Source organism: Planctomycetia bacterium (assembly GCA_015200345.1).
Lineage (GTDB): Bacteria > Planctomycetota > Phycisphaerae > UBA1845 > UTPLA1 > PLA3.
On record CP054187.1, the window covers coordinates 2,989,537 to 3,011,516 of the forward strand.

18 protein-coding genes are annotated in these 21,980 nt (G+C 64.3%); 10 read left to right on the top strand and 8 right to left on the bottom strand.

The features are described 5' to 3' along the window. Positions 1-3: 3 nt before the first annotated feature. Positions 4-1,269, bottom strand: coding sequence for an endonuclease/exonuclease/phosphatase family protein (locus HRU71_12190; GenBank protein QOJ04196.1), 1,266 nt, complete (start codon positions 1,267-1,269; stop codon positions 4-6). After that, complete coding sequence (gene preA, locus HRU71_12195) at positions 1,262-2,755, bottom strand: NAD-dependent dihydropyrimidine dehydrogenase subunit PreA (protein ID QOJ04197.1); 1,494 nt, start codon at positions 2,753-2,755, stop codon at positions 1,262-1,264. The genes HRU71_12190 and preA overlap by 8 nt, the downstream gene beginning before the upstream one ends. Positions 2,756-3,030: 275 nt before the next feature. Here preA and HRU71_12200 point away from each other — a divergent pair, with 275 nt between their 5' ends. Continuing rightward, the gene (locus HRU71_12200) at positions 3,031-4,149 is read left to right on the top strand and encodes a beta-lactamase family protein (GenBank protein ID QOJ04198.1); all 1,119 of its coding nucleotides are present in this window, start codon (positions 3,031-3,033) and stop codon (positions 4,147-4,149) included. Positions 4,150-4,238: 89 nt separating this feature from the next. Here HRU71_12200 and HRU71_12205 read toward each other — a convergent pair whose 3' ends face one another. Continuing rightward, positions 4,239-4,766, bottom strand: coding sequence for a RidA family protein (locus HRU71_12205; GenBank protein ID QOJ04199.1), 528 nt, complete (start codon positions 4,764-4,766; stop codon positions 4,239-4,241). A 160-nt stretch (positions 4,767-4,926) separates the two neighbouring features. On the opposite strand from HRU71_12205, the gene typA reads away from it, so the two are divergent. The 3 genes from typA (at position 4,927) to HRU71_12220 (ending at position 9,150) form a co-directional block, all read left to right on the top strand. After that, positions 4,927-6,750 (top strand): translational GTPase TypA, encoded by a 1,824-nt coding sequence (typA, locus tag HRU71_12210; protein ID QOJ04200.1) that lies wholly within the window; start codon positions 4,927-4,929, stop codon positions 6,748-6,750. A 6-nt stretch (positions 6,751-6,756) separates the two neighbouring features. Further along, the gene (locus HRU71_12215; GenBank protein QOJ04201.1) at positions 6,757-7,560 is read left to right on the top strand and encodes a GNAT family N-acetyltransferase; all 804 of its coding nucleotides are present in this window, start codon (positions 6,757-6,759) and stop codon (positions 7,558-7,560) included. 159 nt (positions 7,561-7,719) lie between these two features. Continuing rightward, the gene (locus tag HRU71_12220; protein QOJ04202.1) at positions 7,720-9,150 is read left to right on the top strand and encodes an SGNH/GDSL hydrolase family protein; all 1,431 of its coding nucleotides are present in this window, start codon (positions 7,720-7,722) and stop codon (positions 9,148-9,150) included. 222 nt (positions 9,151-9,372) lie between these two features. Here the strand turns inward: HRU71_12220 and HRU71_12225 are convergent, their stop codons facing one another. Next, positions 9,373-9,996 (bottom strand): hypothetical protein, encoded by a 624-nt coding sequence (locus HRU71_12225; protein QOJ04203.1) that lies wholly within the window; start codon positions 9,994-9,996, stop codon positions 9,373-9,375. 269 nt (positions 9,997-10,265) lie between these two features. Beyond that, entirely contained in the window at positions 10,266-11,549 is a 1,284-nt protein-coding gene (locus tag HRU71_12230; GenBank protein QOJ04204.1) for a VCBS repeat-containing protein, read from the bottom strand. A gap of 166 nt (positions 11,550-11,715) precedes the next feature. Between HRU71_12230 and serS the strand changes: the two genes are divergently transcribed. After that, entirely contained in the window at positions 11,716-13,044 is a 1,329-nt protein-coding gene (serS, locus tag HRU71_12235) for a serine--tRNA ligase (protein ID QOJ04205.1), read from the top strand. Positions 13,045-13,066: 22 nt separating this feature from the next. Here the strand turns inward: serS and HRU71_12240 are convergent, their stop codons facing one another. The 3 genes from HRU71_12240 to HRU71_12250 all read right to left on the bottom strand — a co-directional run bounded on the left by HRU71_12240 (position 13,067) and on the right by HRU71_12250 (position 16,876). Further along, complete coding sequence (locus HRU71_12240; GenBank protein QOJ04206.1) at positions 13,067-14,734, bottom strand: sodium/solute symporter; 1,668 nt, start codon at positions 14,732-14,734, stop codon at positions 13,067-13,069. Between the two features lie 63 nt (positions 14,735-14,797). Next, positions 14,798-15,679: a methylisocitrate lyase gene (gene prpB / locus HRU71_12245; protein QOJ04207.1), complete on the bottom strand. Its 882-nt coding sequence runs from the start codon at positions 15,677-15,679 to the stop codon at positions 14,798-14,800. A gap of 51 nt (positions 15,680-15,730) precedes the next feature. Next, the gene (locus HRU71_12250) at positions 15,731-16,876 is read right to left on the bottom strand and encodes an aminotransferase class V-fold PLP-dependent enzyme (GenBank protein ID QOJ04208.1); all 1,146 of its coding nucleotides are present in this window, start codon (positions 16,874-16,876) and stop codon (positions 15,731-15,733) included. Between the two features lie 124 nt (positions 16,877-17,000). Between HRU71_12250 and HRU71_12255 the strand changes: the two genes are divergently transcribed. From HRU71_12255 to HRU71_12275, 5 genes are all read left to right on the top strand, one after another. Beyond that, positions 17,001-18,125, top strand: a complete 1,125-nt coding sequence (locus HRU71_12255; protein ID QOJ04209.1) for a threonylcarbamoyl-AMP synthase — start codon at positions 17,001-17,003, stop codon at positions 18,123-18,125. Beyond that, the gene (gene rpiB, locus HRU71_12260; GenBank protein ID QOJ04210.1) at positions 18,122-18,586 is read left to right on the top strand and encodes a ribose 5-phosphate isomerase B; all 465 of its coding nucleotides are present in this window, start codon (positions 18,122-18,124) and stop codon (positions 18,584-18,586) included. Before HRU71_12255 ends, rpiB begins: the two co-directional genes overlap by 4 nt. A 105-nt stretch (positions 18,587-18,691) precedes the next feature. Next, entirely contained in the window at positions 18,692-20,032 is a 1,341-nt protein-coding gene (gene hslU, locus HRU71_12265; protein ID QOJ04211.1) for an ATP-dependent protease ATPase subunit HslU, read from the top strand. 12 nt (positions 20,033-20,044) lie between these two features. Further along, a complete protein-coding gene (locus HRU71_12270; GenBank protein ID QOJ04212.1) occupies positions 20,045-20,881 on the top strand; it encodes an alpha/beta fold hydrolase in 837 nt (278 codons plus the stop codon). A 15-nt stretch (positions 20,882-20,896) separates the two neighbouring features. Beyond that, the gene (locus tag HRU71_12275) at positions 20,897-21,967 is read left to right on the top strand and encodes a tRNA-dihydrouridine synthase (GenBank protein ID QOJ05006.1); all 1,071 of its coding nucleotides are present in this window, start codon (positions 20,897-20,899) and stop codon (positions 21,965-21,967) included. Positions 21,968-21,980: the final 13 nt, after the last annotated feature.

Sequence of the window (21,980 nt, forward strand, 5' to 3'; positions counted from 1 at the left end):
CGCCTACATGCCGATCAACGCGCTGACAAACCCGCTTATGTCCGCGGCGTCCACCAGGCCGTTGCCGGAAAAATCGCCCTTGGCGATGCGCAGCGGGTCGTTGGCCGGCCCGGTCGTTATCAATCGCACGAACCAGTCGATGTCGCCGCCGTTGACGGCTGCGTCGAGGTTGACGTCGCCATTGGCGGGGACGGGCACCGTCAGTCGGAAGTCGATGACCAGAGGCAGGTGGTCGTAGCCGCCCGGAGGTGACAGAACAACGTCATATTGCTGCAAGCCGTTCGCGGCGAGTTCGGAGGTGGTCATGGTGACGGTGTTCAGCACGAGCTTCTTCGCGGCGTTGATGGCGGTATCGGTGTAAATCGCGTAATCCAGCCGACCGGGATCAAAGCCGCTGCCGTCCTCGCGCCACGTGTAATCGGCCGGGCCGACGAGGTTGTGAAGCGGGTGCACGTCGGTGCTGCACGAGGCGTCCCAGTCGGGCGGGGAGTCGGGTCCGTACGTTGTGTTGTTGCTGATGTCGCCGCAGAGGACCGTGTTGAGCGGGGCAAGCGAGCCGACGATGTTGAGATCGCCGAGGACGAGCATCGGCGTGCCGGTCGGCAGCGTGATGGACCCGCCGGCGGTTCGGGCGTCTCGAAGCCAGGCGATGATCGAATCGGCCTGCTTCTGGCGGCGGTTGTCGTTGGTCGCGCCGCTGCAGCATTTAAAATGCTCGTTGATGATGTAAAGGTCCCGCGCGAAGCGATCATTCGGCAGATCGACGAGTACCATGACGCGCGGCAAGTCCCCCGCGGGGGTCGTCTGGGTGGCAATCATCGAGAGCGGCCAGCGGCTGACTGTGACGTTGTTGTAGCCGATGGCGCCGTGCCAGCTCGCGCCGCCGGGCAGGGGCAGCACGTCGTTGAAGATGGCGGTGACGTCGCTGACGGGCCGGCTGCCGTTGATTTCCTGAAGCGTCATGATGTCGGGGTTGATGGCGGCGATGAGCCGGCGAAACTCGGCGACTTTGTTGCAGCAGCGGAAGGAGTGATTGTTCGGGTCGTTGTCGGGGAAGATGGAATCCCAGTTGACGTTGTAGTCCGCGATGCGCAAATCACTGGGCCACTGGCGGTCGAGGAAGGTGCCGGTCTGGGCGTGAGCGATTCCGTTCGATCCGAATGCAATCGCCGCAAGTACCAATCGAGGTGACTGCGCGAGCAATCGGGTGCAGCACTTTTTCACCGGGGCGACAGGCTCCGGCTCTGACTTGCGAGAATCGTTACACATGGCTGGGCGGCTCGATTTTCTGCATCTCGCCGGAGGCGAGCTTGGCCTGGTATTCCTTCCAGTTCATCTTCGGCAGGCCGCTGTCGACCTGTTTCATCGTGATGCAGCCTTCCACCGGGCAGACGAGCGAGCACATGTTGCAGCCGACGCAGGTGTCCTGCTTGATGGAGAAGACACCGACGTAGCCGTCGCCCGCGCCGGGCAGCACTTCGACATCGCCGCTTTTGTGAAAGTGCATGTCGGGGTTGATGAGGCGGTGGCCGTTGCCGTTGGTGTTCGCGGGATGGGCCCGCACAGCGGACCCTGCTGCTGCACCCTCACCCCGGCCCTCTCCCTGGGAGGGAGAGGGGGCAGCGCCGTAGCGCTTGGTGAACTCATCCAGCGGCACCTTCTCCCACTTGATCGACTGGTGGCATCCGTCCTCGCAGGCGATGTAGCACAGCCCGCAGTGGATGCACTTGGCCTGGTTTATCTCGGCGACGACTTTGTATGACAGATCGAGATCGCCCCAGTCGACGATGTTGGGCACGCTTCTTCCGATGAAGTCAGACGTCTTCTTGAAGCCGCGCTCGCGCATCCAGTTTTTCATGCCGCTGATCATGTGTTCGACGATTCGGAAGCCGTAATGCATGACGGCGGTGCAGACTTGGACACTGGTCGCGCCGAGGAGCATGAACTCGACGGCGTCCTGCCAGGCCTGGATGCCGCCGATGCCGCTGATGGGGATGCCGACGCCGGGGTCGGCGGCGATGCTCGAGACCATGTTGAGGGCGATCGGTTTGACCGCCGGGCCGCAGTAGCCGCCGTGCGAGCCGCGACCGGCGACGTTGGGCCTGGGGGCGAACGAATTGAGATCGACGCCCATGATGGAGTTGATGGTGTTGATGAGCGAGACGGCGTCGGCCCCGCCGTTCTTCGCGGCGCGAGCGATGGCGCGCACATCGGTGACGTTCGGCGTCAGCTTGACGATCACCGGGATGCGCGACGCCTCCTTCACCCACGACGTGATCATCTCGGCGTATTGCGGCACCTGGCCGACGGCGGCGCCCATGCCGCGTTCGCTCATGCCGTGGGGGCAGCCGAAGTTCAGTTCGAACCCGTCGCAGCCGGTGTCCTGGGTGCGCTTGACGATGTCGTGCCAGGTTTCGCGTTTCGACTCGACCATGAGTGACACGAACAGGGCATGATCCGGGAAGTCGCGCTTCACGTCGCGGATCTCGGCGAGATTCACGTCCAGCGGGCGGTCGGTGATCAGCTCGATGTTGTTCAGGCCCATGACCTTGCGGCCGTCGTAATCGACCGCGCCGTAGCGACTGGAGACGTTGACGATCGGTTCGTGGGTGAGGGTCTTCCAGACCGCGCCGCCCCAGCCGGCCTCGAAGGCGCGACGGACCTGGTAGCCGCTGTTGGTCGGCGGGGCCGATGCGAGCCAGAAGGGGTTGGGCGATTTCACGCCGCAGAAGGTGATGGAGAGGTCGGGTTGCATGTCGGGCGCTCCGATCCGCGCGCGTCAGGCGCGAAGGTGCATTATATCAAGAATTGGCCGTCTGCGCCAGCGATCGTACTCAATGAGTCGAATGCGCGAGCAATCGGAGCACTGCGCGCGTTCGTCGCTTGCTTGCGCAATCGGCTTTTTGTCCGGCGCGAAATGGCCGTGAATGACGGACCCGCCCTCCGTTTTGAGTATCATCGTTAAGAACGGTCCCATCCAGACGGGGTACCGATATGCGTCTCATTTCAATTTCGCCATTGGTTGCGACCATGGCCGCTTTGAGCTTTGTGCCAAGCGTTGCTGCTGATCCGCTGACAACGCAGCCGGCGGCCGACGACGTGACCGCCATTCTGAAGGATGTCCTAAAAAAAGACCGCGTGCCGGGGATGGCGGCGGCGGTGGTTCGCTGCGAGGGGCCGATCGTGGTCGGCGTTGCAGGCAGGCGCGCGGCGCGAGGCAAACAGAAGATCGCTGCGGAGGATCGGTTTCATCTCGGCTCATGCACGAAGTCGATGACGGCGACGCTTTGCGCAATGCTCGTGGAGCAAGGTAAGTTGAAATGGGAGACGACGGTCGCCGAGGCTTTTGGCGAGCAGGCGGAGAAGTTGAACCCGGCGTATCGCACCGTCACGTTGAAGCAATTGTTGTGTCATCGCGCGGGGCTGGCGGAGGATCGGCGGCCGGATTTGGCGACGTGGCCGAAGGTGTTGCTGCTTTCTGGGGATATGCTCAAGCAGCGGCGTTCGCTTGTTGAGATCGTGCTGTCGCGCGAGCCGGCGCACGAAGCGGATTCAAAATTTGCGTACTCGAATTACGGCTTCGCGATTGCGGGGGCGATGTGCGAGGCCGTGACCGGCGAAGCCTACGAAGCACTGATGAAGCGAATGATGTTCGAGCCGCTGGGGATGACGACGGCTGGTTTCGGCGCGCCGGGTTCGCCAGAGAAGATCGATCAGCCGCGTGGGCACGACACGCTGTTCGGGATGTACAGCGCCGTGCCGCCGGGGCCGGGGAGCGATAATCCGGCGGTGATCGGCCCGGCCGGCACGGTGCATTGCTCGGTCGGCGACTGGGCGAAGTATGCGCGGATGCATCTGCTCGGCGCGCGGAAACCCGAGGCTGTTCCGCTGCTCAAGCCGGCGACGGTTGAGATCCTGCACACCGATCCCTATGAACAGGGCTATGCGTTTGGCTGGGTGATTCGCGATGAGGAGTGGGCCGGCGGGAAGATGCTGGCGCACGACGGATCGAACGGCCGCTGGTACGCGGTCGTCCTGATCGCCCCGCAGCGTGATCTCGCCATTCTCGCGGCGACCAATGCTGCCGATGACACGGCGCAGAAGGCGATTGGCGGGGCGATACGAAAACTGCGTGAGTCCTTCAAATAGGCAAACATCAAAGGTCCGATTGCGCCGGCAATCGAAGCCCTGCGCGCGTTCGTCGATTGCTTGCGCAATCGGCTCTTTATATCGCGCCGTCAAACCACGCAGACGCAATCGACTTCCAGCAGCGCGCCGGGGACGACGAAATCCAGCACAACCACGGTGCTTCGCGCCGGGCGCGGTTCGGGGAAGATCGTCATATACACTTCGTTGAACTTCGCGAAGTCTTCATACTTCTTCAGGAAGCAGGTGCACTTGAGGACTTTGTCCAGGCTCGAACCGGCTGCTTCGACCGACGCCTTCAGATTCTCCAGGGTTCGCCGCGCCTGCGATTCGAAGTCCGCATCCAACGCCGACTTGCCGTCTTTCTGATACGTCCCGACGCAGCCGGCCACGAACACGAATCGACCCGACTGCATCGCGCGCGAATAGGCCTTGCTCGGGCTGCCGGGCACGGCGCGGCGGTCGGGGCGATTCACTTTCCCATCCTTGGTTTGCGGGTCATCGGCGAGTGCCGTTTGTGTGACGATGCCCGATGCGCCGGCCGCCGCGGCGCCGGTCACGATCGCCAGCTTGCCGGTGTTGCTCAAGAATCGGCGACGTGTGCTTCGGTTGGTTGCCATCTGACGTTCCTCCTTACTCGTTTCTCGCTCGATTGCGTTCGTACGCCGCTGATTCGCATGAATCATCGCCGGCCCCTACAATACTCACGAAACAACGACGCCGATCGTCGGTAGACCCGAAACCACAACACGATACCACACCCGGAAACGACACCCCGCCATGCTGCTACGAAACGTCGCCATCATTGCTCACGTCGACCACGGCAAAACGTCCCTGGTGGACTGCCTCCTGCGGCAGACCGGCATCTTTCGCGAGGGCACGGCCACGCAGGACCTCATCCTGGACTCCAACCCGCAGGAACGCGAGCGCGGCATCACCATTTTCGCAAAGAACTGTGCGATCCGCTACAAGGATTTCAAGATCAACCTGATCGACACGCCGGGCCACGCCGATTTTGGCGGTGAAGTCGAGCGCGTGTTGAAGATGGCCGACGGCGTGCTGCTGCTCGTCGATGCGTTCGAAGGCCCGATGCCGCAGACGCGCTTCGTGCTGAAGAAGGCGTTTGAGTACCACCTCAAGCCGATCGTGGTGATTAACAAAATCGACCGGCCCGATGCGCGCATCAAAGAGGTTGTTGACGAAGTGCATGACCTGTTCATTGAGCTGGGCGCGAACGAGGAGTGCCTCGAATGGCCGATTCTTTATACCAGCGCCAAGCTCGGCTTTGCGCGGACATCGCCGACCGATACCAACACCGACATCCGACCCTTGTTGGATGAGATGGTCAAATCCGTGCCCGCGCCGCAGGTCTCGGTAGAAGAGCCGTTGCAGATGCTCGTCGCCTCGCTGGACTACAGCGACTACGTCGGGCGCATCGCCATCGGCCGCATCTTCAGTGGTTCGATCAAAACCGGTCAGCGCATCGTGCGGATCAGCCGCGACGGCCACCATTGCGGCGAGACGGTGGACACGGTGTTCATCTTCGACGGCCTGGGTCGAAAGAAAGTCGATTGCGCGGCGGCCGGCGAGATCGTCGCGCTGACGGGTCTGGCCGAAATCGGAATCGGCGACACGGTGGCCGATCCGGACAATCCGCAGCCGCTGCCGACGATTCCGGTCGACGAACCGACGCTGACCATGGTGTTCTCGATCAACACGTCGCCGTTCGCCGGGCGCGAGGGGAAGTTCCTCACGACGCGGCACATCCGCGATCGGCTGATGAAGGAATTGCAGCACAACGTCGCGCTTCGCGTGGAAGACATGCCGCAGAAGGACAGTTTCCGCGTCTCCGGGCGCGGCTTGCTGCACCTGGGCGTGTTGATCGAATCGATGCGGCGCGAGGGATTTGAGTTGATGGTGGGCAAACCGAAGGTGATCTACCGAGAAATCGCCGGGAAGAAATGCGAGCCGATCGAGTACCTCGTGGTCGATGTTCCCGCCAATGCAGCCGGCGCGGTGATCGAGCTGGTCGGCGGCCGCCGCGGTGAGATGATGAAAATGGAGACAAAGGATGCCCAGGCGCACCTGGAGTTCACGATCCCCGCGCGCGGGCTGATCGGCCTGCGCACGCGCATGCTGAACGCGACGCGCGGCGAAGCGATCATGCATCATTCGTTCTACGAGTACGAGCACTTGCGCGGGGCGATTCCTGTGCGGCACGTCGGCGTGATGGTGGCGACGGAGACCGGCCGCGTGACGGCCTACGCGCTGGAGGCGCTGGCCGACCGCGGGACGATGTTCGTATCGCCCGGCGACGAGGTGTACAAGGGGCAGGTGGTCGGCGAGCACTGCAAAGACGAGGACATCGAGGTCAACGTGGCCCGGCTGAAGAAGCTGACCAACATGCGCGCCGCGGGGGCTGACAAGACGGTCGTGCTGAAACCGCCGCGACAGATGGCGCTGGAGGCGATGCTGGAGTACATCGAAGAGGATGAATGGGTGGAGGTGACGCCCGGCGCCTGCCGGATGCGGAAGAAGCTGCTCGACCCGACTGATCGCAAGCGCGCCGGGCGTGAAGCGATGGCGGTGGAATCTGAAATGTGACGCGCGATGAACGAATCAGGCGAAGTTATTTCTGCCGTGCGGCGCTCCGATCGGGCGCTGGTGGAGCAATTGAGCGATTGGGAGTCGCTGGAGTTCGGCGTGGCGCACACGTCGAGCCGGCATCCGGCGCTGGCGAGCGCGAACCAGTTGCGCGAGGTGTGGCTGGCGGAGGTTACGGCCGAGTCGGCATACGAACGCGCCGAGGCGTATTACGCCGAGCGCGCGCTGACGTGCCGCTTGTGGACGCCGGCATCGGGCCAGGCGCCGGAGCCGGTGGAGCGGCTGCTGCTTTCGCACGGTTGGCGCTGCATGGACCGGGCTGCCATGTATCTGACAACGATGGACGCGCTGACCGATGCGATGCCTCCTGCGATTCGCGTATTGCCGGCGCGGGCCATGCCGAAGGCGTTTCGGCAGACGTTCGCGGCGGAAGGCGCCGCGGCCAACGCGGATCCGGCCTTTGCCGGCGCGGCGGCCGACGCCCAGGCCGAAGCGGCCATCGACCGGCTGAATGATTCCAATCACGACGCATTCGTTGCGATGCTCGATGGAGTTGCCGCCGGGCGGATCAGTTACTTGCAGGCAGGCGATATCGCGCGGCTGGACGACCTCACCGTGCTGCGCGCGTTTCGCGGGCGCGGCGTCGGCGGCGCGCTGGTGTCGCATGTCCTGCACCTCGCCAAACGCCTGCTTCCCAAGATCCTTGTCGCGACGGCGCCCGCCGACTGTCCCGAGCGAATTGGATTCCTGCGCGGATGGGGGTTCGAACTCGGCGGCGTCGTGCGGGACTTCGTCCGACCGGCCGGCTGATGTGGCCAACGAGTCGACTGCGCAAGCGATCGGACACGATGGCGCGGGAGGATCCGATGTGTCACGCAGCATCGCACCGGCGGCTCGGGTCGACGGCTCGAGTCGCTGGCTCATCGGGGTCTTGATGAACCACCGCCTCGCCGTACGATGCTTGGCGGCATGATTTCGTTCTCTCCCGACAGCATCGTCTTCACGCGGCGCTATCGCCAAGCCGTCTTCGCACTGCTGCTGATTGTGAATGCGATGGTGTGGGTTCTCCCCAGCAACGTGGCCGAGCAATTCGCGCGCGAGCAGCCGGTGTTGCTGGGCCGCTACTCGCGCACGCATGTCGCCTGGTTGATCGGCATGGCGATCCTCACACCGATGATCCTGTTTCCGGCGTTCGCCACGTCGCCCGCGATGCTCCGGCGCCGCGTCTTCGCCGTTTTCAGCGCGGCCATCGCCGCCACGCTGGCCCTGCTGGCGATCAACGTCGGCCTGTATTTCGTCACCGATTACCCTTACGTCGCGGGGGATCACGTCTATCACCGTCCGCCGAACGCGCGCTATCACTCTGTCTACGAAGACCGGCCCGAACCGGGACAGGCCTATCCGGTTATTCGGCCGGGCTTCGGGCGCGTCGAATGCACGCTCACGTTCGACGCCAACGGTTACCGCAATCGCGCCGTTCCGGATCAATGCGACATCGTGACGGTCGGCGATTCCTTTACCGAGGGCAGCCGCGTCACCGATGGCGACGAGTGGCCGGCGCGCTTGGCTGTCTTGACGAATCAGAGCGTCTATAACCTGGGGTTGTCCGGTTACGGGCTGCCGGAGTACGTCGCTGCGGTGAAGGCTTATGGGTTGACGCTCAAGCCACGCATCGTCGTGTGCATGTTGTACGAGGGGAACGACTTTCGTTCGACGACGACGCAGGCCCAGCGGGGCGTGACCTGGTTGCAGGTTCTGAAGGCGTCCCCCCTGCTGATGCGGCTGAATGACGCCCTCCTTCGCGGGCTGGGTCCGATCGGCTCGCAATCGGCCGCGCAGCGACTGCCGATGCTTGCCTGGCAGCCGATGGCGCTGCCGGAGGGGCCGGCGGCGCGCTATTACGCCTTTGCGCCAAAGCAGTTGCTCGAGCTGTACGCGGAAGGAGAGGAGTTCCGGGGCAGCGGCGCGTGGTTCGCATCCAAGGGACTGCTGAAGGAACTGGATCGCGCGTGCCGAGAAGCCGGCGCGACGCTGGTGGTGGCATACGCTCCGTCCAAGGCACATGTAGTGTTTCCGCCTGCCGCCGATCGTCTGCCGGGAAACGACGTCCTCGCATTTTGTCGTTTGCGGTACAACAAGGCGCTGCCGCCGGCGGATCAGATTTGTCGCGCGATCGCCGCCGGGTTAGGCCGGCGTGAGTCCGTCATCTCGCAATGGTGCCGACAGGAGTCGATTCCATTCGTCTCACTCACTTCGGCGCTTCGCGAGGCGTGCATGGGGGGGCGACCGTGCTATTACACCTACGATCAGCACTGGTCGCCGATCGGCCACGAAATCGCGGCGAAGGTGATCAGCGCGAGTCTCAACAAGTCCACTCTTGCGCACGTTGAGGGGCGCTGAAAACGAAAACGCCCCGGCGGCGGCAACACACCGGGGCAACCAAGGATCGGCTCTACAAGCTGTTTCAAAACCCCCTCTCCCTTCCAGGGAGAGGATTGGGGTGAGGGTGAATCAATTTCGTCTGAACCACATTTCCCCCTCACCCGACCTCTCCCCCAAGGGGAAGAGGAGTTTTGAAATCGGTTCCGGCCGATCCAACCGTGCGAAGGCTTGAATTCCCCGTTAGGGCTTCTTGGGGGCATCTTTTTTCGTGCCGTCGTGATGAGTGGGCGCGGCATGGTGTTCTCCTGCGTTGCCGACCAGCTCGCGCGTTTTGGTCACTTTGCCGGTCTTGCCGTCCACGATCACGTCATAGGCCTTGTCCGCCGCAACGCATTGCACATCGAATGCCAATGCGCCTTGCTTTTCGGCTCGAGTTCGAGCCATCACCGCAATGCCTTTGGTGCTGGCCTGTGCGGTTTCAATTGCCTTGACCAATTCGATCTTATTGGTGTCCATCAGCTTGACCAGTTCGTGGGTCGCGCCGTGCGCCTTGGCATCCACCGCGGCGACCGCCTTGCCGGCCTTGCCGGTCTTCACGTCGATCGGAACCTCCATGCACTTTTCATTGGCGCTGCACCGTACCGTCACCATCAACTCGTTGCCCTTCAGCCAGGCACGGGCTTCGACGGCTTTGCCCTTCGACGCGGCTTGAGCCGTCTGAATGGCGTTGGCCAATGTCAGCTTGTGGCTTTCCAGCGCTTTGCCGACCTTCTGCGGTTCGGTCTCCCCGGCTACCAGCACCGCCGATGAGAACAACACACCGACGATTGTCGTGGCTGCCCGAATGTTCGTGCTACGAGTCATAGACATTCTCCTTGAAACCAGCTACGGTGCCGATCTGGTCCGGCAACACACCGAACCCGGCGCCGTGTTCATCAGATTCCTTTAACGCTCGACCGGATGGTCTGTGTTCAAACTAAATGGTTGGCACGACGAGATGACGGTTTTGTCGCCGGTGCGCGATCGGCGCGGAGGCTTCGCCATGCACTGTACTTATGGATGGAATCGCCTCGGCTGATTCCTGCCGGGCGATACATGGATGTTACAGGCGGGATGTGATCGGACACCCGACGTTACGGTTCCGGATTCTCGTACCAGATAACCGCGTCCGCAGCAGGCGTCGCACCCTGAAGCGCCGCGACGACATCGGGCCGGCCGTCGCCATCGAAATCCCCGACTGCGATGCGAATCGCGTTGACCGTCAGGTCGCGCAGATTGTTCTCCACCCAGCCGACCGATTGCGCCTGGCCCGGCGTCGGCACGAACCATCGCAGCGTGCCGGCGATCTGCGTGCTGACGAGGATGTCCGGCTGCGCGTTGTTGTCGACGTTCGCCGTCTGCAGGTCCGTCGGCGTGTTGGATGTGTACATCGTTACCTGAAAGCCGCTCCAGTTGGTGGTTGCGTCCGTGGGTCGCTGATACCAGCCGACGATCCGGCCGGTCGGATTGATGACGACGACGTCGCTTCGGCCGTCGACGTTCAGATCGGCCGTGATAACCCGCGTGCTGGCGGGGAGATTGCCGACGGTGTGCTTGGTCCAGGTTCCGGCGACGGGGTCGGTGGGATTGGCAAACCAGGCGATGCGCGCTGCCGATTCGCCCGGTGCGGTGGAAATGACATCGAGGCGGCTGTCGTTGTTGAAGTTATCCAGCGCGATACCCGTCGCGGTGGTGCGGCCGGTCGCGGCGATATCGACACGTGTCCAGCCTGTGCCGTCGGCGATGTTGGCGGCCGGGCTGCGGAACCAGCTCACGCGGCCGGGTGTTTCGTTGCAGGCGACGATGTCCGGACCGGCGGCGTCGTCGATCTCGCCGATGGCGACGTCGTTCCACTGTCCGAACGCGGCGTCGTCGGATTGCGCGATGACGCTTTGCGACCAGCCGGCTTCGCTCCGCGCGTCGGCCCCGCTATGGAGGTAGACGAGCCGCCCGTTGCAGGCCGCCACCACATCACGCCGCCCGTCGCCGTCGAGATCGGCGATGGCCAGCGCGCGGATCACGGCGAGATCGGCACCATTGCCAATGCGCACCGCGGTGAAACTCTCCACGTCGTCCTGAAAGAAGATGAACACAGCCGCTTCGGCCGCAGCCGTTCCTTGATAGCCGACGGCAACATCAAGGCGACTGTCGTTATCAAAGTCGAACACGCCGATGGCGCTGGGCCGCGTCGCGGCGCCGGTGTTCACGGTTCGCGGCGTCCAGGCCGTCGTCTTTGGAAACCCCGAGCCGCCGCCCGGCAGGCTGAAACAGGACGTGCCCAGGCACGACGCCGTGCCGGTCAGCGCGAGAATCACGTATCCGATAAACGATCGCTGCCTTTGATTGCTTGCTCCCACCGCCTGATTGATGCGCCGCATGGATACCGCCTTGTGATTGTCCTTGGCGCGAAGGCTCTGCCGCCGGCCGCGCCGTTGCAGCAGTATACCCGCTTTGCCGACGTCGGCTGCTTTGCTCCGCTCCCTTTTTGCGTATCATGGTGACGACGTTTTTTTCCGGCACCCAGTGAATCGGAGCGCCTCCTTCATGCTCGATATCAAGTTCATTCGTGATAACCTCGACGCGGTCCGCCAGGCCGCCCGGAACAAGAACATCCAGTGCGATCTGGACCGGCTCATCGCCGTCGATGACCGCCGCCGAGCGCTCCAGACCGAGGCGGACAACCTGCGAAACCAGAGCAACGAGCTGTCCAGCCAGGTCGGGCTGTACAAAAACCCCAAGAGCAAGTGGTTCCAGGAGGCGCTGGCGAAGGGCGCGACGGCCGAGCAGTTGCAGGCAGAGGGGGAGAAGATTCAGGCGCAGTCGGCCGTGATCAAGCAGCGTATCAAGGAGCTGGAGGAGGAGGCGCGAACGGTCGGAGAGGAGTTCCGCGCATTGATGCTGACCGTGCCGCAGGTGCCGTCAGCCAGGACGCCGATCGGCCGGGACGCGGAGGAGAACGTGGAGGTGCGGCGTGTCGGCACGCCGCGAACGTTTGAGTTCGAGCCGAAGGATCATGTGAAACTTGGCGAGGCGCTGGGCATCCTCGACATCGAGCGCGGCGTGAAGCTGGCCGGCACGCGGAATTACCTGCTGCGCGGCGCGGGCTGCCTGTTGCACCATGCCGTCCTGCGGCTGGCGATGGATACAATTGTCTCGCGCGGCTTCGAGCCACTGACCGTGCCCATTCTCGTCAACGACGCCCAGATGTACGGCACCGGCTACTACCCCGGCGGGGAGGAGCAGGCCTATCGCTGCGAGCGCGACGGCAAATCGCTCGTTGGCACGGCCGAGGTCTCGTTGACGGCGATGTACGGCGATGAAATTCTCGACGAGGCGATGCTGCCGGTGAAGCTGGCGGCGGTCAGCACGTGCTTTCGGCGCGAGGCCGGTGCGGCCGGCAAAGACACCTACGGCATCTATCGCATTCACTTTTTCGACAAGGTGGAGCAGGTGGTCTTGTGCCGCGCCGATGACGCCGAGAGTGAGAAACATCATCACGAGATCATCGCCAACGCCGAGGCCGTGTTGACCGCGCTGGAGCTGCCGTATCGCGTGATGATGGTCTGCACCGGTGACATGGGCCAGGGCAAGGTGGAGATGTACGATATCGAGACGTGGATGCCCTCGCGCAACGGCTACGGCGAGACGCACTCGGCCAGCCGCTTCGGCGAGTTCCAGGCCCGGCGGCTGAATCTTCGCTATCGCGGAGGAGACAAAAAGACCTATTTCTGCCACACGCTGAACAACACGGTCATCGCCAGCCCGCGAATTCTCATTCCCATCCTTGAGCAGTACCAGAACGCCGACGGCAGCGTGACCGTGCCGAAAGTCCTTCGGCCGTACATGGGTGGCATGGAGCGAATCGGGCCTTAAACGGTTGCGGCGTCGCGCGTCGTCATCTCCCGGCGCGAATCGGAACGACCACGTAAAACGTCGCCCACAGCGCGACTAAGATCGCGCACAGCGCCACCGTCGCGGCGATGGTCAGGCGGCGGCCTCGGTGCGTGCCTTCGGCGATGGCGACCGCGTGGGCGTCGCGCGGGGTCGTCGCGAACGTCAACCCGCGCAGGCGCTCGTTGCTCATCGGCGCGGCGGCGAGACTGACCAGTACCAGCACGGCTGCGCACACGACAAACATCAGAATCGCAAAATGCAGGAAGTTCATCGCCACGAGCCGGTGAATCATGCCCGTTCCCAAGTCCCATTCCCACGCGGCCTGCCCCAGCTCGAGTACCAGCCGCGCGGAGCCGAGCACAAACCCCGTCAACAGCGACGCCAGCGCGCCCGCTCCATTCAGCCGCTTGACGAACAGCCCCAGCAGAAACACGGCCGCGATCGGCGGACTGATGTACGCCTGAATCTTCTGCAAGTACTGGTAAATCTGGCTGCCGCCCAGGAGTGCCATCATCGGGACGTAGGCGATGGCGATGCCGACCATGACGACGGTGACGGCGCGGCCGACGTTGACCAGTTCGCGCTGCGAAGCATTGGGCCGGCGCGGGTGATACAGATCCATGGTGAAGAGCGTGCCGCAGGAGTTGAAACACGCCGCGAGGGACGACATCATCGCGGCAAAGAGGCCGGCGATCACCAGTCCCTTGACGCCGGCCGGCAGGAGCGTGGTCAGCATGGGGTAGATCAGGTTCGACTTGTCGGGCGCGACGCCGGGAAAGAGCTTCAACGCGATCATGCCGGGAAAGACGAGCAGAAACATCGGCAGGATTTTGAGGAACCCGGCGAGCAGCGCGCCGCCGCGGGCGTGGTTCACGTCCCTGGCCCCCAAGGCCCGCTGCACAATGTATTGATCGGTGCACCAATACCAGATGCCGAGGATCGGCAGGCCGAAGATCATGCCGGGCCACGGGTAGGCGTGCCCCAGCGGCTTGAGCATGGACCAGTGCCCGGCCGGGACGGCGGCGATGACCTCGGACAGGCCGCCGGCGCGGTTCAGCCCGGCCAGCGTGAGGACGATCGCACCGCCAATCAGTACAAACGCCTGAATCAACTCGGTATAAATGACGGCCGCAAGCCCGCCGGCGACGGTATAGACACCGGTAACAATCACGAGCACGAGGCTGGAGGTGTAAAGGTCCCAGCCGAACAGCATATTGAGAAAGAGGGAGCCGGCGTAGAGGGTGACGGAGATCTTGGTGAGGACGTAGGAGACGAGGCTGATGACGGTGAGGTAGGTTCGGCAGGGCTTGTTGTAGCGGCGTTCGAGGAATTCGGGCATGGTGAAGACGCCCGCGCGGATGTAGAACGGCACGAAGACCCAGCCCAGCACCATGCAGGCGACGGCGGCGAACAGCTCAAACTGCGCCACGGCGAAACCGCTCGTGTAGCCGTCACCGGCGAGGCCGACGAAATGCTCGGAGGAGATGTTGGCGGCGAAGAGGGCTCCGCCGACGGCGATCCATCCGGCGTGCCGTCCGGCGAGGAAGTAACCCGCAGCATCGCGCGATCGCCGCGAAAAATAGGCGCCGATGGCGAGGACGATCGCAAAATAGAGGAGGATCGAAGTCCAGTCGAGCGTGGAAAGCGATTGGCGCTGGAGTTCCGGCATGGCCTGCCTCGGTGCTGCGCATGTTGCGACGCGATCCTGCTGTGGGCGGCGCGAGCGGGCGGTTCAGGAGCCGGACGCGTCGCGCGTCGCCGCGCGGTCAATCGCTTCCAGCCCGTCGTAGTCAAGCAGATCGTAAAGCTCCCGCCGCGTTTGCATGCGATCCAGCCAGCCGGCCTGATCACCCGCACGTTTCAGGTCACCCAGCATGGCCGTGATCGCGCCGAACGCCACGCGCAGCGCCGTTTGCGGATAGATCACCATCCGATAGCCCAGCCGTTCCAGCTCGGCCAGCGGCAGCAGCGGCGTCTTGCCGTACTCGGTCATGTTCGCCAGCAGGGGAGCTTTCACGGCGGCCGCGAACTTCGCCAGTTCCTCGGCACTGGTCATGGCTTCCGGGAAGATCGCATCGGCCCCGGCGTCGAGGTATCGCTTCGCGCGATCGACGGCGTCTTCAAACGAGGTGACCCCGCGGGCGTCGGTCCGCGCGATGATGAGAAAGTCCTTTTCGCTTCGCGCTGCGCAGGCCGCGCGCAGCTTCTCGGCCATCGCCGGCGCCGGGATCAATTCCTTGCCGTCCAGGTGGCCGCACTTCTTGGGCAAGACCTGATCTTCGAAATGAATCCCCGCGACGCCTGCCGCCTCCATCTCCGTCACGGTTCGCGCGGCGTTCATCGCCTCACCGAAGCCCGTGTCGCCATCGACCACGACCGGCAGCGACACGGCGGCGCAGATCGTCCTCGCATGGCGGACCGCCTCGGTCATCGTAATGAGACCCACGTCAGGCAGACCATAGACGGCGTTCGACAATCCTGCGCCGGAGACGTACACGGCTTCGAAGCCGGCCTTTTCGATCGCGCGGGCGCACAGCGCGTTGAACGCGCCGGGCATTTGCACGGTCTTCGTGTTGATCAGGCGGCGAAGCGTTGCGGTGCGTGTGCTGCTCATGCCGTGGATTATCCGCGCCGCGGGAAGCTTGGCAATCGCGACGCGGCCCGCCTACGACCCAACGCCCAGCGCCGCCAGTTGCCTGGTCACGCCGGCGACGATCTCGATCGCGCGGTCGATTTCCTCGCGCGTGGTCTCGTGCGACAGGCTGAACCGCACTGCTCCGTGAGCGATGCGCTCGTCAATGCCCATGGCCTTGAGCACGTGCGACGGCTCGAGCGATCCGCTGCTGCACGCCGCGCCGCTCGACGCACACACGCCTTGCTCACTTAAGGCAATCAGCACGGCTTCGGCCTCCAGCGCGGTAAAGCCAATCGTGGTCGTGTTGCACGTGCGGTTTGCGCGATCGCCGATCACGCGTGCGAAGTTCACCGACGCAAGGACGCCGGCTTCCAGCCGATCGCGAAGCTCGGCCACGCTTCGCATCGCGCCGGCGGCGAGTCGCTCGCGGGCCAGCCGCGCTGCTTCGCCCATTCCGACGATCGCGGCGACGTTCTCCGTCCCCGGGCGCAGATCGCGCTCCTGGTGCCCGCCGACCTGGCAGTTGCGCAGTCGCACGCCGCGACCGACGTACAACGCGCCAGCGCCCTTGGGCCCGTGAAACTTGTGCGCCGACAGGCTCAACAGGTTCGCCCCCAGCGCCGACACGTCAATCGGCAGCTTCCCGGCCGTCTGCACGGCGTCGACGTGCAGCGGCACGCCCCGCGCCGCGCACCGCCGGGCCACCTCCTCAACCGGAAAAATGACTCCCGTCTCATTGTTCGCGTGCATCACGCTGACCAGGGCCGTCTCGTCGCCGATCGCGGCCTCCAGCGCCGCCAGGTCCAGTCGGCCGCACGAATCCACCGGCAGAAACGTCACGCGATGGCCCTGCGTCGCCAGTCGCTCGCAGAGGCTGTGCACGGCGACGTGCTCCACGGCGGTGGTCACGATGTGCCGCTTGGCGGTCGCTCCAAGCGCACCGAGGATGGCGAGGTTGTCGGCCTCGGTGCCGCCGCTGGTGAAGACGATCTCGCGCGGTTTCGCGCCGATCAGCGCGGCGACGTGCTCGCGCGCGGTTTCGATCGCATGTCGCGCCGCCTGGCCCATCGTGTGCAGGCTGGAGGCGTTGCCGTACTGCTCGCGCCAGAAAGGCTCCATCGCCGCCTGCACGGCCGCGTCGACACGCGTCGTCGAATTGTTGTCCAGGTAGATCATGTCGGTGCCGCGAAACTTCTCGAGCGTGGCGCATTATAGTCGACGCCGCGCGGGGGGGCGTCGCCGCGGATTCTTGACAGCGCCGCGGCGCGTTCGCATAATCCGACGGGAGATTCACGCGTACATGGCCGCCGAGTTGATCTCGCTTTCGTCCGAGGGGGACCCGCGTGCCGCGGTCCGCCGCGCCGCCAAAGCCCTGGCCGACGGCGCGCTCGTTGCCTTCCCGACCGAGACGGTTTACGGCCTGGCGGCCAACGCCGCGAACGAAGACGCGATCCGCCGACTGCGCGCCGCGCGGCACGACGCGACGGACCAGCCGTATACGGTGCACGTGGCACGCGGCGAGGATTGTGACGCCTTTGTTCCACGCATGGCTTCCCTGGGTCGCCGGTTCATGAAGAAGGCCTGGCCCGGTCCGCTGACGCTCGTCGTGGAAGTGCCCGATCCCACCCGGGCTAAAATATACCCCAGTCTTGGACCGGCCGGGCGCGCCGCCATCTTCGGCGGAGGAAACGTCGGTCTGCGATGCCCGGACCATTCCATTGCCACCGAATTGCTCGAGGCGGCATCCGTGCCGATCGTCGCGACCGGCGCCAACCCGCCGGGCCAGCCCGCACCGACCGATGCCGCGGTCGTCCATCGCCAGGCCGGCGCGAACATCGACCTCGTTCTCGACGCCGGACCGACCCGCTACAAGAAACCGTCCTCCATTGTCGCGATCAACGGCGACGGCTATCGGCTGATTCGCTCCGGCGTCCTCGACGAGCGATCCATCAAGCGGCTGGCGAACGTGAACATCCTGTTCGTCTGCACCGGCAACACCTGCCGCTCGCCCATGGCCGAGGGATTGTTCAAGAAGATGATCGCCGAAAAGCTCGGCTGCGCCGTCGGCGATCTGCCGCGACGGGGAATTCACATCCGCTCGGCCGGCACCATGGCCTTCGGCGGCGGTGGCGCTTCGCGCGAGGCCGTGGAAGTCGGTCGGCGGCGCGGATTCGACCTGACGCACCACGCCGCGCGAACGGTCGATCCGGAACTGATCCACTCGGCCGACTACATTTTCACGATGGGCCGCCATCACATTGACGTGCTGCGTTCGATCAGCCCGATCGATGGAGGGCGCGCGCTTCCGCTGGATGACGAATCGGACATCAGCGATCCGGCCGGCGGCTCACTTGACGAATACGAGCGCGTCGCGGATAGAATCACGGCGGCGCTGCGCCATCGCCTGGAAGAGGTACCACTATGAAGATCGCCCTCGGAGCCGACCATCGCGGCTTTACCGCCAAGAGCCACATCAAGCCCGTCCTCGAGGAGCTGGGGCATACTGTTGTCGATTTCGGGACGGATTCAACCAAATCGATGGACTATCCCGACCCCGCCGCCGCCGCCGCCCGCGCGGTCAAGTCGGGCCAGTGCGATTTCGGCATCCTCTTCTGCGGCACCGGCATCGGCATGTCCGTCACCGCCAACAAGATTCACGGCATCCGCGCCGCCCTCTGTCACGACGAGCTGACGGCCGAAATGGCCCGCCGACACAACAACGCCAACGTCCTCTGCCTGCCCGCCGATCTCGTGGGCGACGCGCTCATGCGGCGCATCGTCGAGGTCTATTTGAAAACTCCGTTCGAGGGCGGCCGCCACGAAGCACGAATCAGCAAGATCAGCGACATCGAACGCACCGAATGCCGCTCCGACGGCGCAACGTGACTTCCGGTGCGATTCGCGCCGGTTTCCGCTACAATGTCCCACGAATTGCTGCGACTCGATCACGCATGACGGCTGTGCCGTCGCCGCATCAGGAAGACCGTACCCATGCACGATCTGACCCCCCGCGCCATCGTGGCCGCGCTGGATCAATTCATCATCGGCCAGTCCGCCGCGAAACGCGCCATCGCCGTTGCCGTGCGCAACCGCTGGCGGCGCTTGCAGTTGCCCGATGCGATGCGCCAGGAAATTGCGCCGATGAATATTCTCATGATCGGCCCGACCGGCGTCGGCAAGACCGAGATCGCCCGGCGCATGGCGGCCCTGGTCAACGCGCCCTTCATCAAGGTCGAAGCGACCAAGTTCACCGAGGTGGGCTACGTCGGTCGCGACGTCGAGAGCATGATCCGCGATCTGCTCGAGCTGGCCATCGCCATGGTGCAGAAGGAGCAGTCGGAAGTCGTGCGCGAACAGGCGCAGGCCCAGGTCGAGGAGCGTCTGCTGGATGAATTGCTGCCGGACGCATCGGGCGAGTCGACCGCGACGGACGAGGAGGCCGAGGCACGCCGTCAGCGCACGCGTGACAAGTTCCGCGCGCAATTGCGCAACGGCGAGCTGGAGGAGAAATCCATCGAGCTGCGCGTGGAGAAGAAAACCCCGCCCATGGGCATGTTCGCCACGACGCTCGGGCCCGACCAGATCGGCCCCGAGTTTCAGGACATGCTCGAACGGCTGATGCCGTCGCAACAGAAGGACCGCCGCGTGTCGATCCGCGAGGCGCGGGCGATTCTCTTTCAGCAGGAATGCGAGAAGCTCATCGACCGGGACAAGGTCATCGAAATGGCCGTGCAGCGCACCGAGAACTCCGGCATCGTCTTCATCGACGAGCTGGACAAACTGTGCGGCGGTCGCAACGGCCACGGTCCCGATGTCAGCCGGCAGGGCGTTCAGCGCGACCTGCTGCCGATCGTCGAAGGCTCGACGGTCAACACGCGGCACGGACCGGTCAAGACCGATCACATTCTCTTCGTCGCCGCCGGCGCGTTTCACACGGCCAAGCCCAGCGATCTGATGCCCGAATTGCAGGGCCGGCTGCCGATCCGCGTCGAGCTGGACGAGCTGACGCAGGCGGATTTTGTGCGCATTCTGCGCGAGCCGCAGAACGCGCTCACCAAGCAACAAATCGCGCTGTTGGGCACCGAAAACCTGACGCTGAAGTTCACGGATGACGCGGTTGAGGAGATCGCCGCGGTCGCCAGCACTGTGAACCAGCGCACCGAGAACATCGGGGCACGGCGGTTGCAGACAATCATGGAGAAAGTCGTCGAGGACCTGTCGTTCGATGCGCCGGAAATGGGCGGGAAGTCGGTCACCATCGACGGCGCCTTCGTCCGCAAACGCCTCGCCGAAATCGTCAAGGACGAAGACCTTAGCAAGTTCATTCTTTGACGGGAGATTGCCATGCCCCTCGCCACGCTCGCATTCACGATCTGCCTGTTGCTGACCGGCGACACACCGAAACCGCAAACCGTCTCGTTCAAGACCTCCGACGGGATCACGATTGAGGCGGACTACTACGCGCCCAAGCCGGCCGACAATTCGGCGGAGCTTAAGTCCGGCGATGCGAAAGCGGACGACAAGACCGGCGAGAAGCCTGTCGCGTCCGCCGATGCCAGGAACGTGGCAAAGCACCCCGTCGCCATCCTCATTCACATGTACCCCGCCGACCGCACAAGCTGGGCGCCGCTCGTGCCGAAGCTGCACGATGCCGGGTTCGCCGTATTGGCCTACGACATTCGCGGCAAGGGCGGCAGCAGCGGCGGGGCCGACAGCAAGCTCGCCCGCCAGTACGCCGACCGCGACGAATCCCTCTTCGCCGATGCCTGGAAGGATTGCGAGGCCGCCAAGAAGTGGCTGACCGCACGGCCGGAATGCGACACGACGCGCCTGGTCTGCATCGGCGCGAGCATCGGATGCAGCATTTCGATTCAGTATGGCGCGAAGGACAAAGATGTGAAAGCGGTGGTGTGCCTGTCGCCCGGCACGAACTACTTCGGCGTCGATTCCGTCGCGCACATCAAGAAGCTCATGCCGCGCGATGCACTGCTGATTGCGCCCGAGGGCGAGTACGCCGCCGTCACGAAACTCATTCAGGCATCCGGCGACAAGGCCGTGGGCGGCATGTTCCCAGGCGGGCGCGAGCGCCACGGCACGAACCTGTTTGCGCCCGACTACCGCCGCAGTGGCGAAATCATGGATGCCATCATCGAGTTTGTTACCAAGGCAACGAAAAAATAAACTTTGCCGGCTGCCATGCTGCGAATCGGCCCTATCACGCTTGACGCTCCCTTTGTGCAGGCCGCGCTGTCCGGCTACAGCGACGCGCCCATGCGCCGCCTCGCGCGCGAGTACGGCTGCCCCTACACGCTCAACGAAGTCGTGCTCGACAAGCTCGTGAACACCGGCGGCAAGAAGATGCGCCGAATGCTGGCCATCCCGCTGTCCGATCACCCCGTCGCCGGGCAACTCATGGGCAGCGAGCCGGAGCAGTTCGCACAGGCCGCCCACGTCCTTGTCGAGATCGGTTACGACGTGATTGACCTTAACTTCGGCTGCCCGGTGAAAAAGGTGCTGGGCCGTTGTCGCGGCGGGTTTCTGCTGTCGGTGCCGGATACGGCCATCGACATCCTGCGTCGCGTTTACGACGCCGTCGGCGGTCGCGTGCCCGTCACGGTGAAGATGCGCCGCGGCATGGACGACTCGGCGGAGAGCGAGCGGAACTTCTTCGCCGTGCTGGACGCGGCGTTTGAGATCGGCCTCGCCGCGGTCACGGTTCACGGCCGGACGGTCCGGCAGCGCTACGTCGGGCCGAGCAACTGGGCGTTTCTCTCGCGCGTCAAGCGGCACGTCGGCGATCGGACGATTCTGGGCAGCGGTGATTTGTTCAGCGCCGCCGATTGCGTTCGCATGTTGGAGGAGACAGGCGTCGACGGCTGCTCCATTGCCCGCGGCGCGATCGGTAACCCGTTCATATTCAACGAAGTGCGAGCGCTGGTAGCCGGGCGCGACCTGCCGCCGCCGCCGACGATCTTGCAACAACGCGCCGCCCTGCAACGCCATTACGCCCTGATGGTAGAACACTACGGTGTGAAACTGGCCGCGCCGCTCCTGCGGAAGTTCGGCGTGCGGTACAGCGAACTGCACCCGTGCCATGCCGAAGTAAAACGTGCCTTCCTCGCCGTCGCGAACGCCGACGGCTGGCACGCCATGCTAGATCAGTGGTACGCCGACGACGATGCCCACGGACCGGTGACGCGCCGCCCGCGGCCCGAGTCACTCATCGCCGCCGGGGCCGCGTGGACCTGCGAGCCGGTGACGGCATAAACAGGGCCGGTCT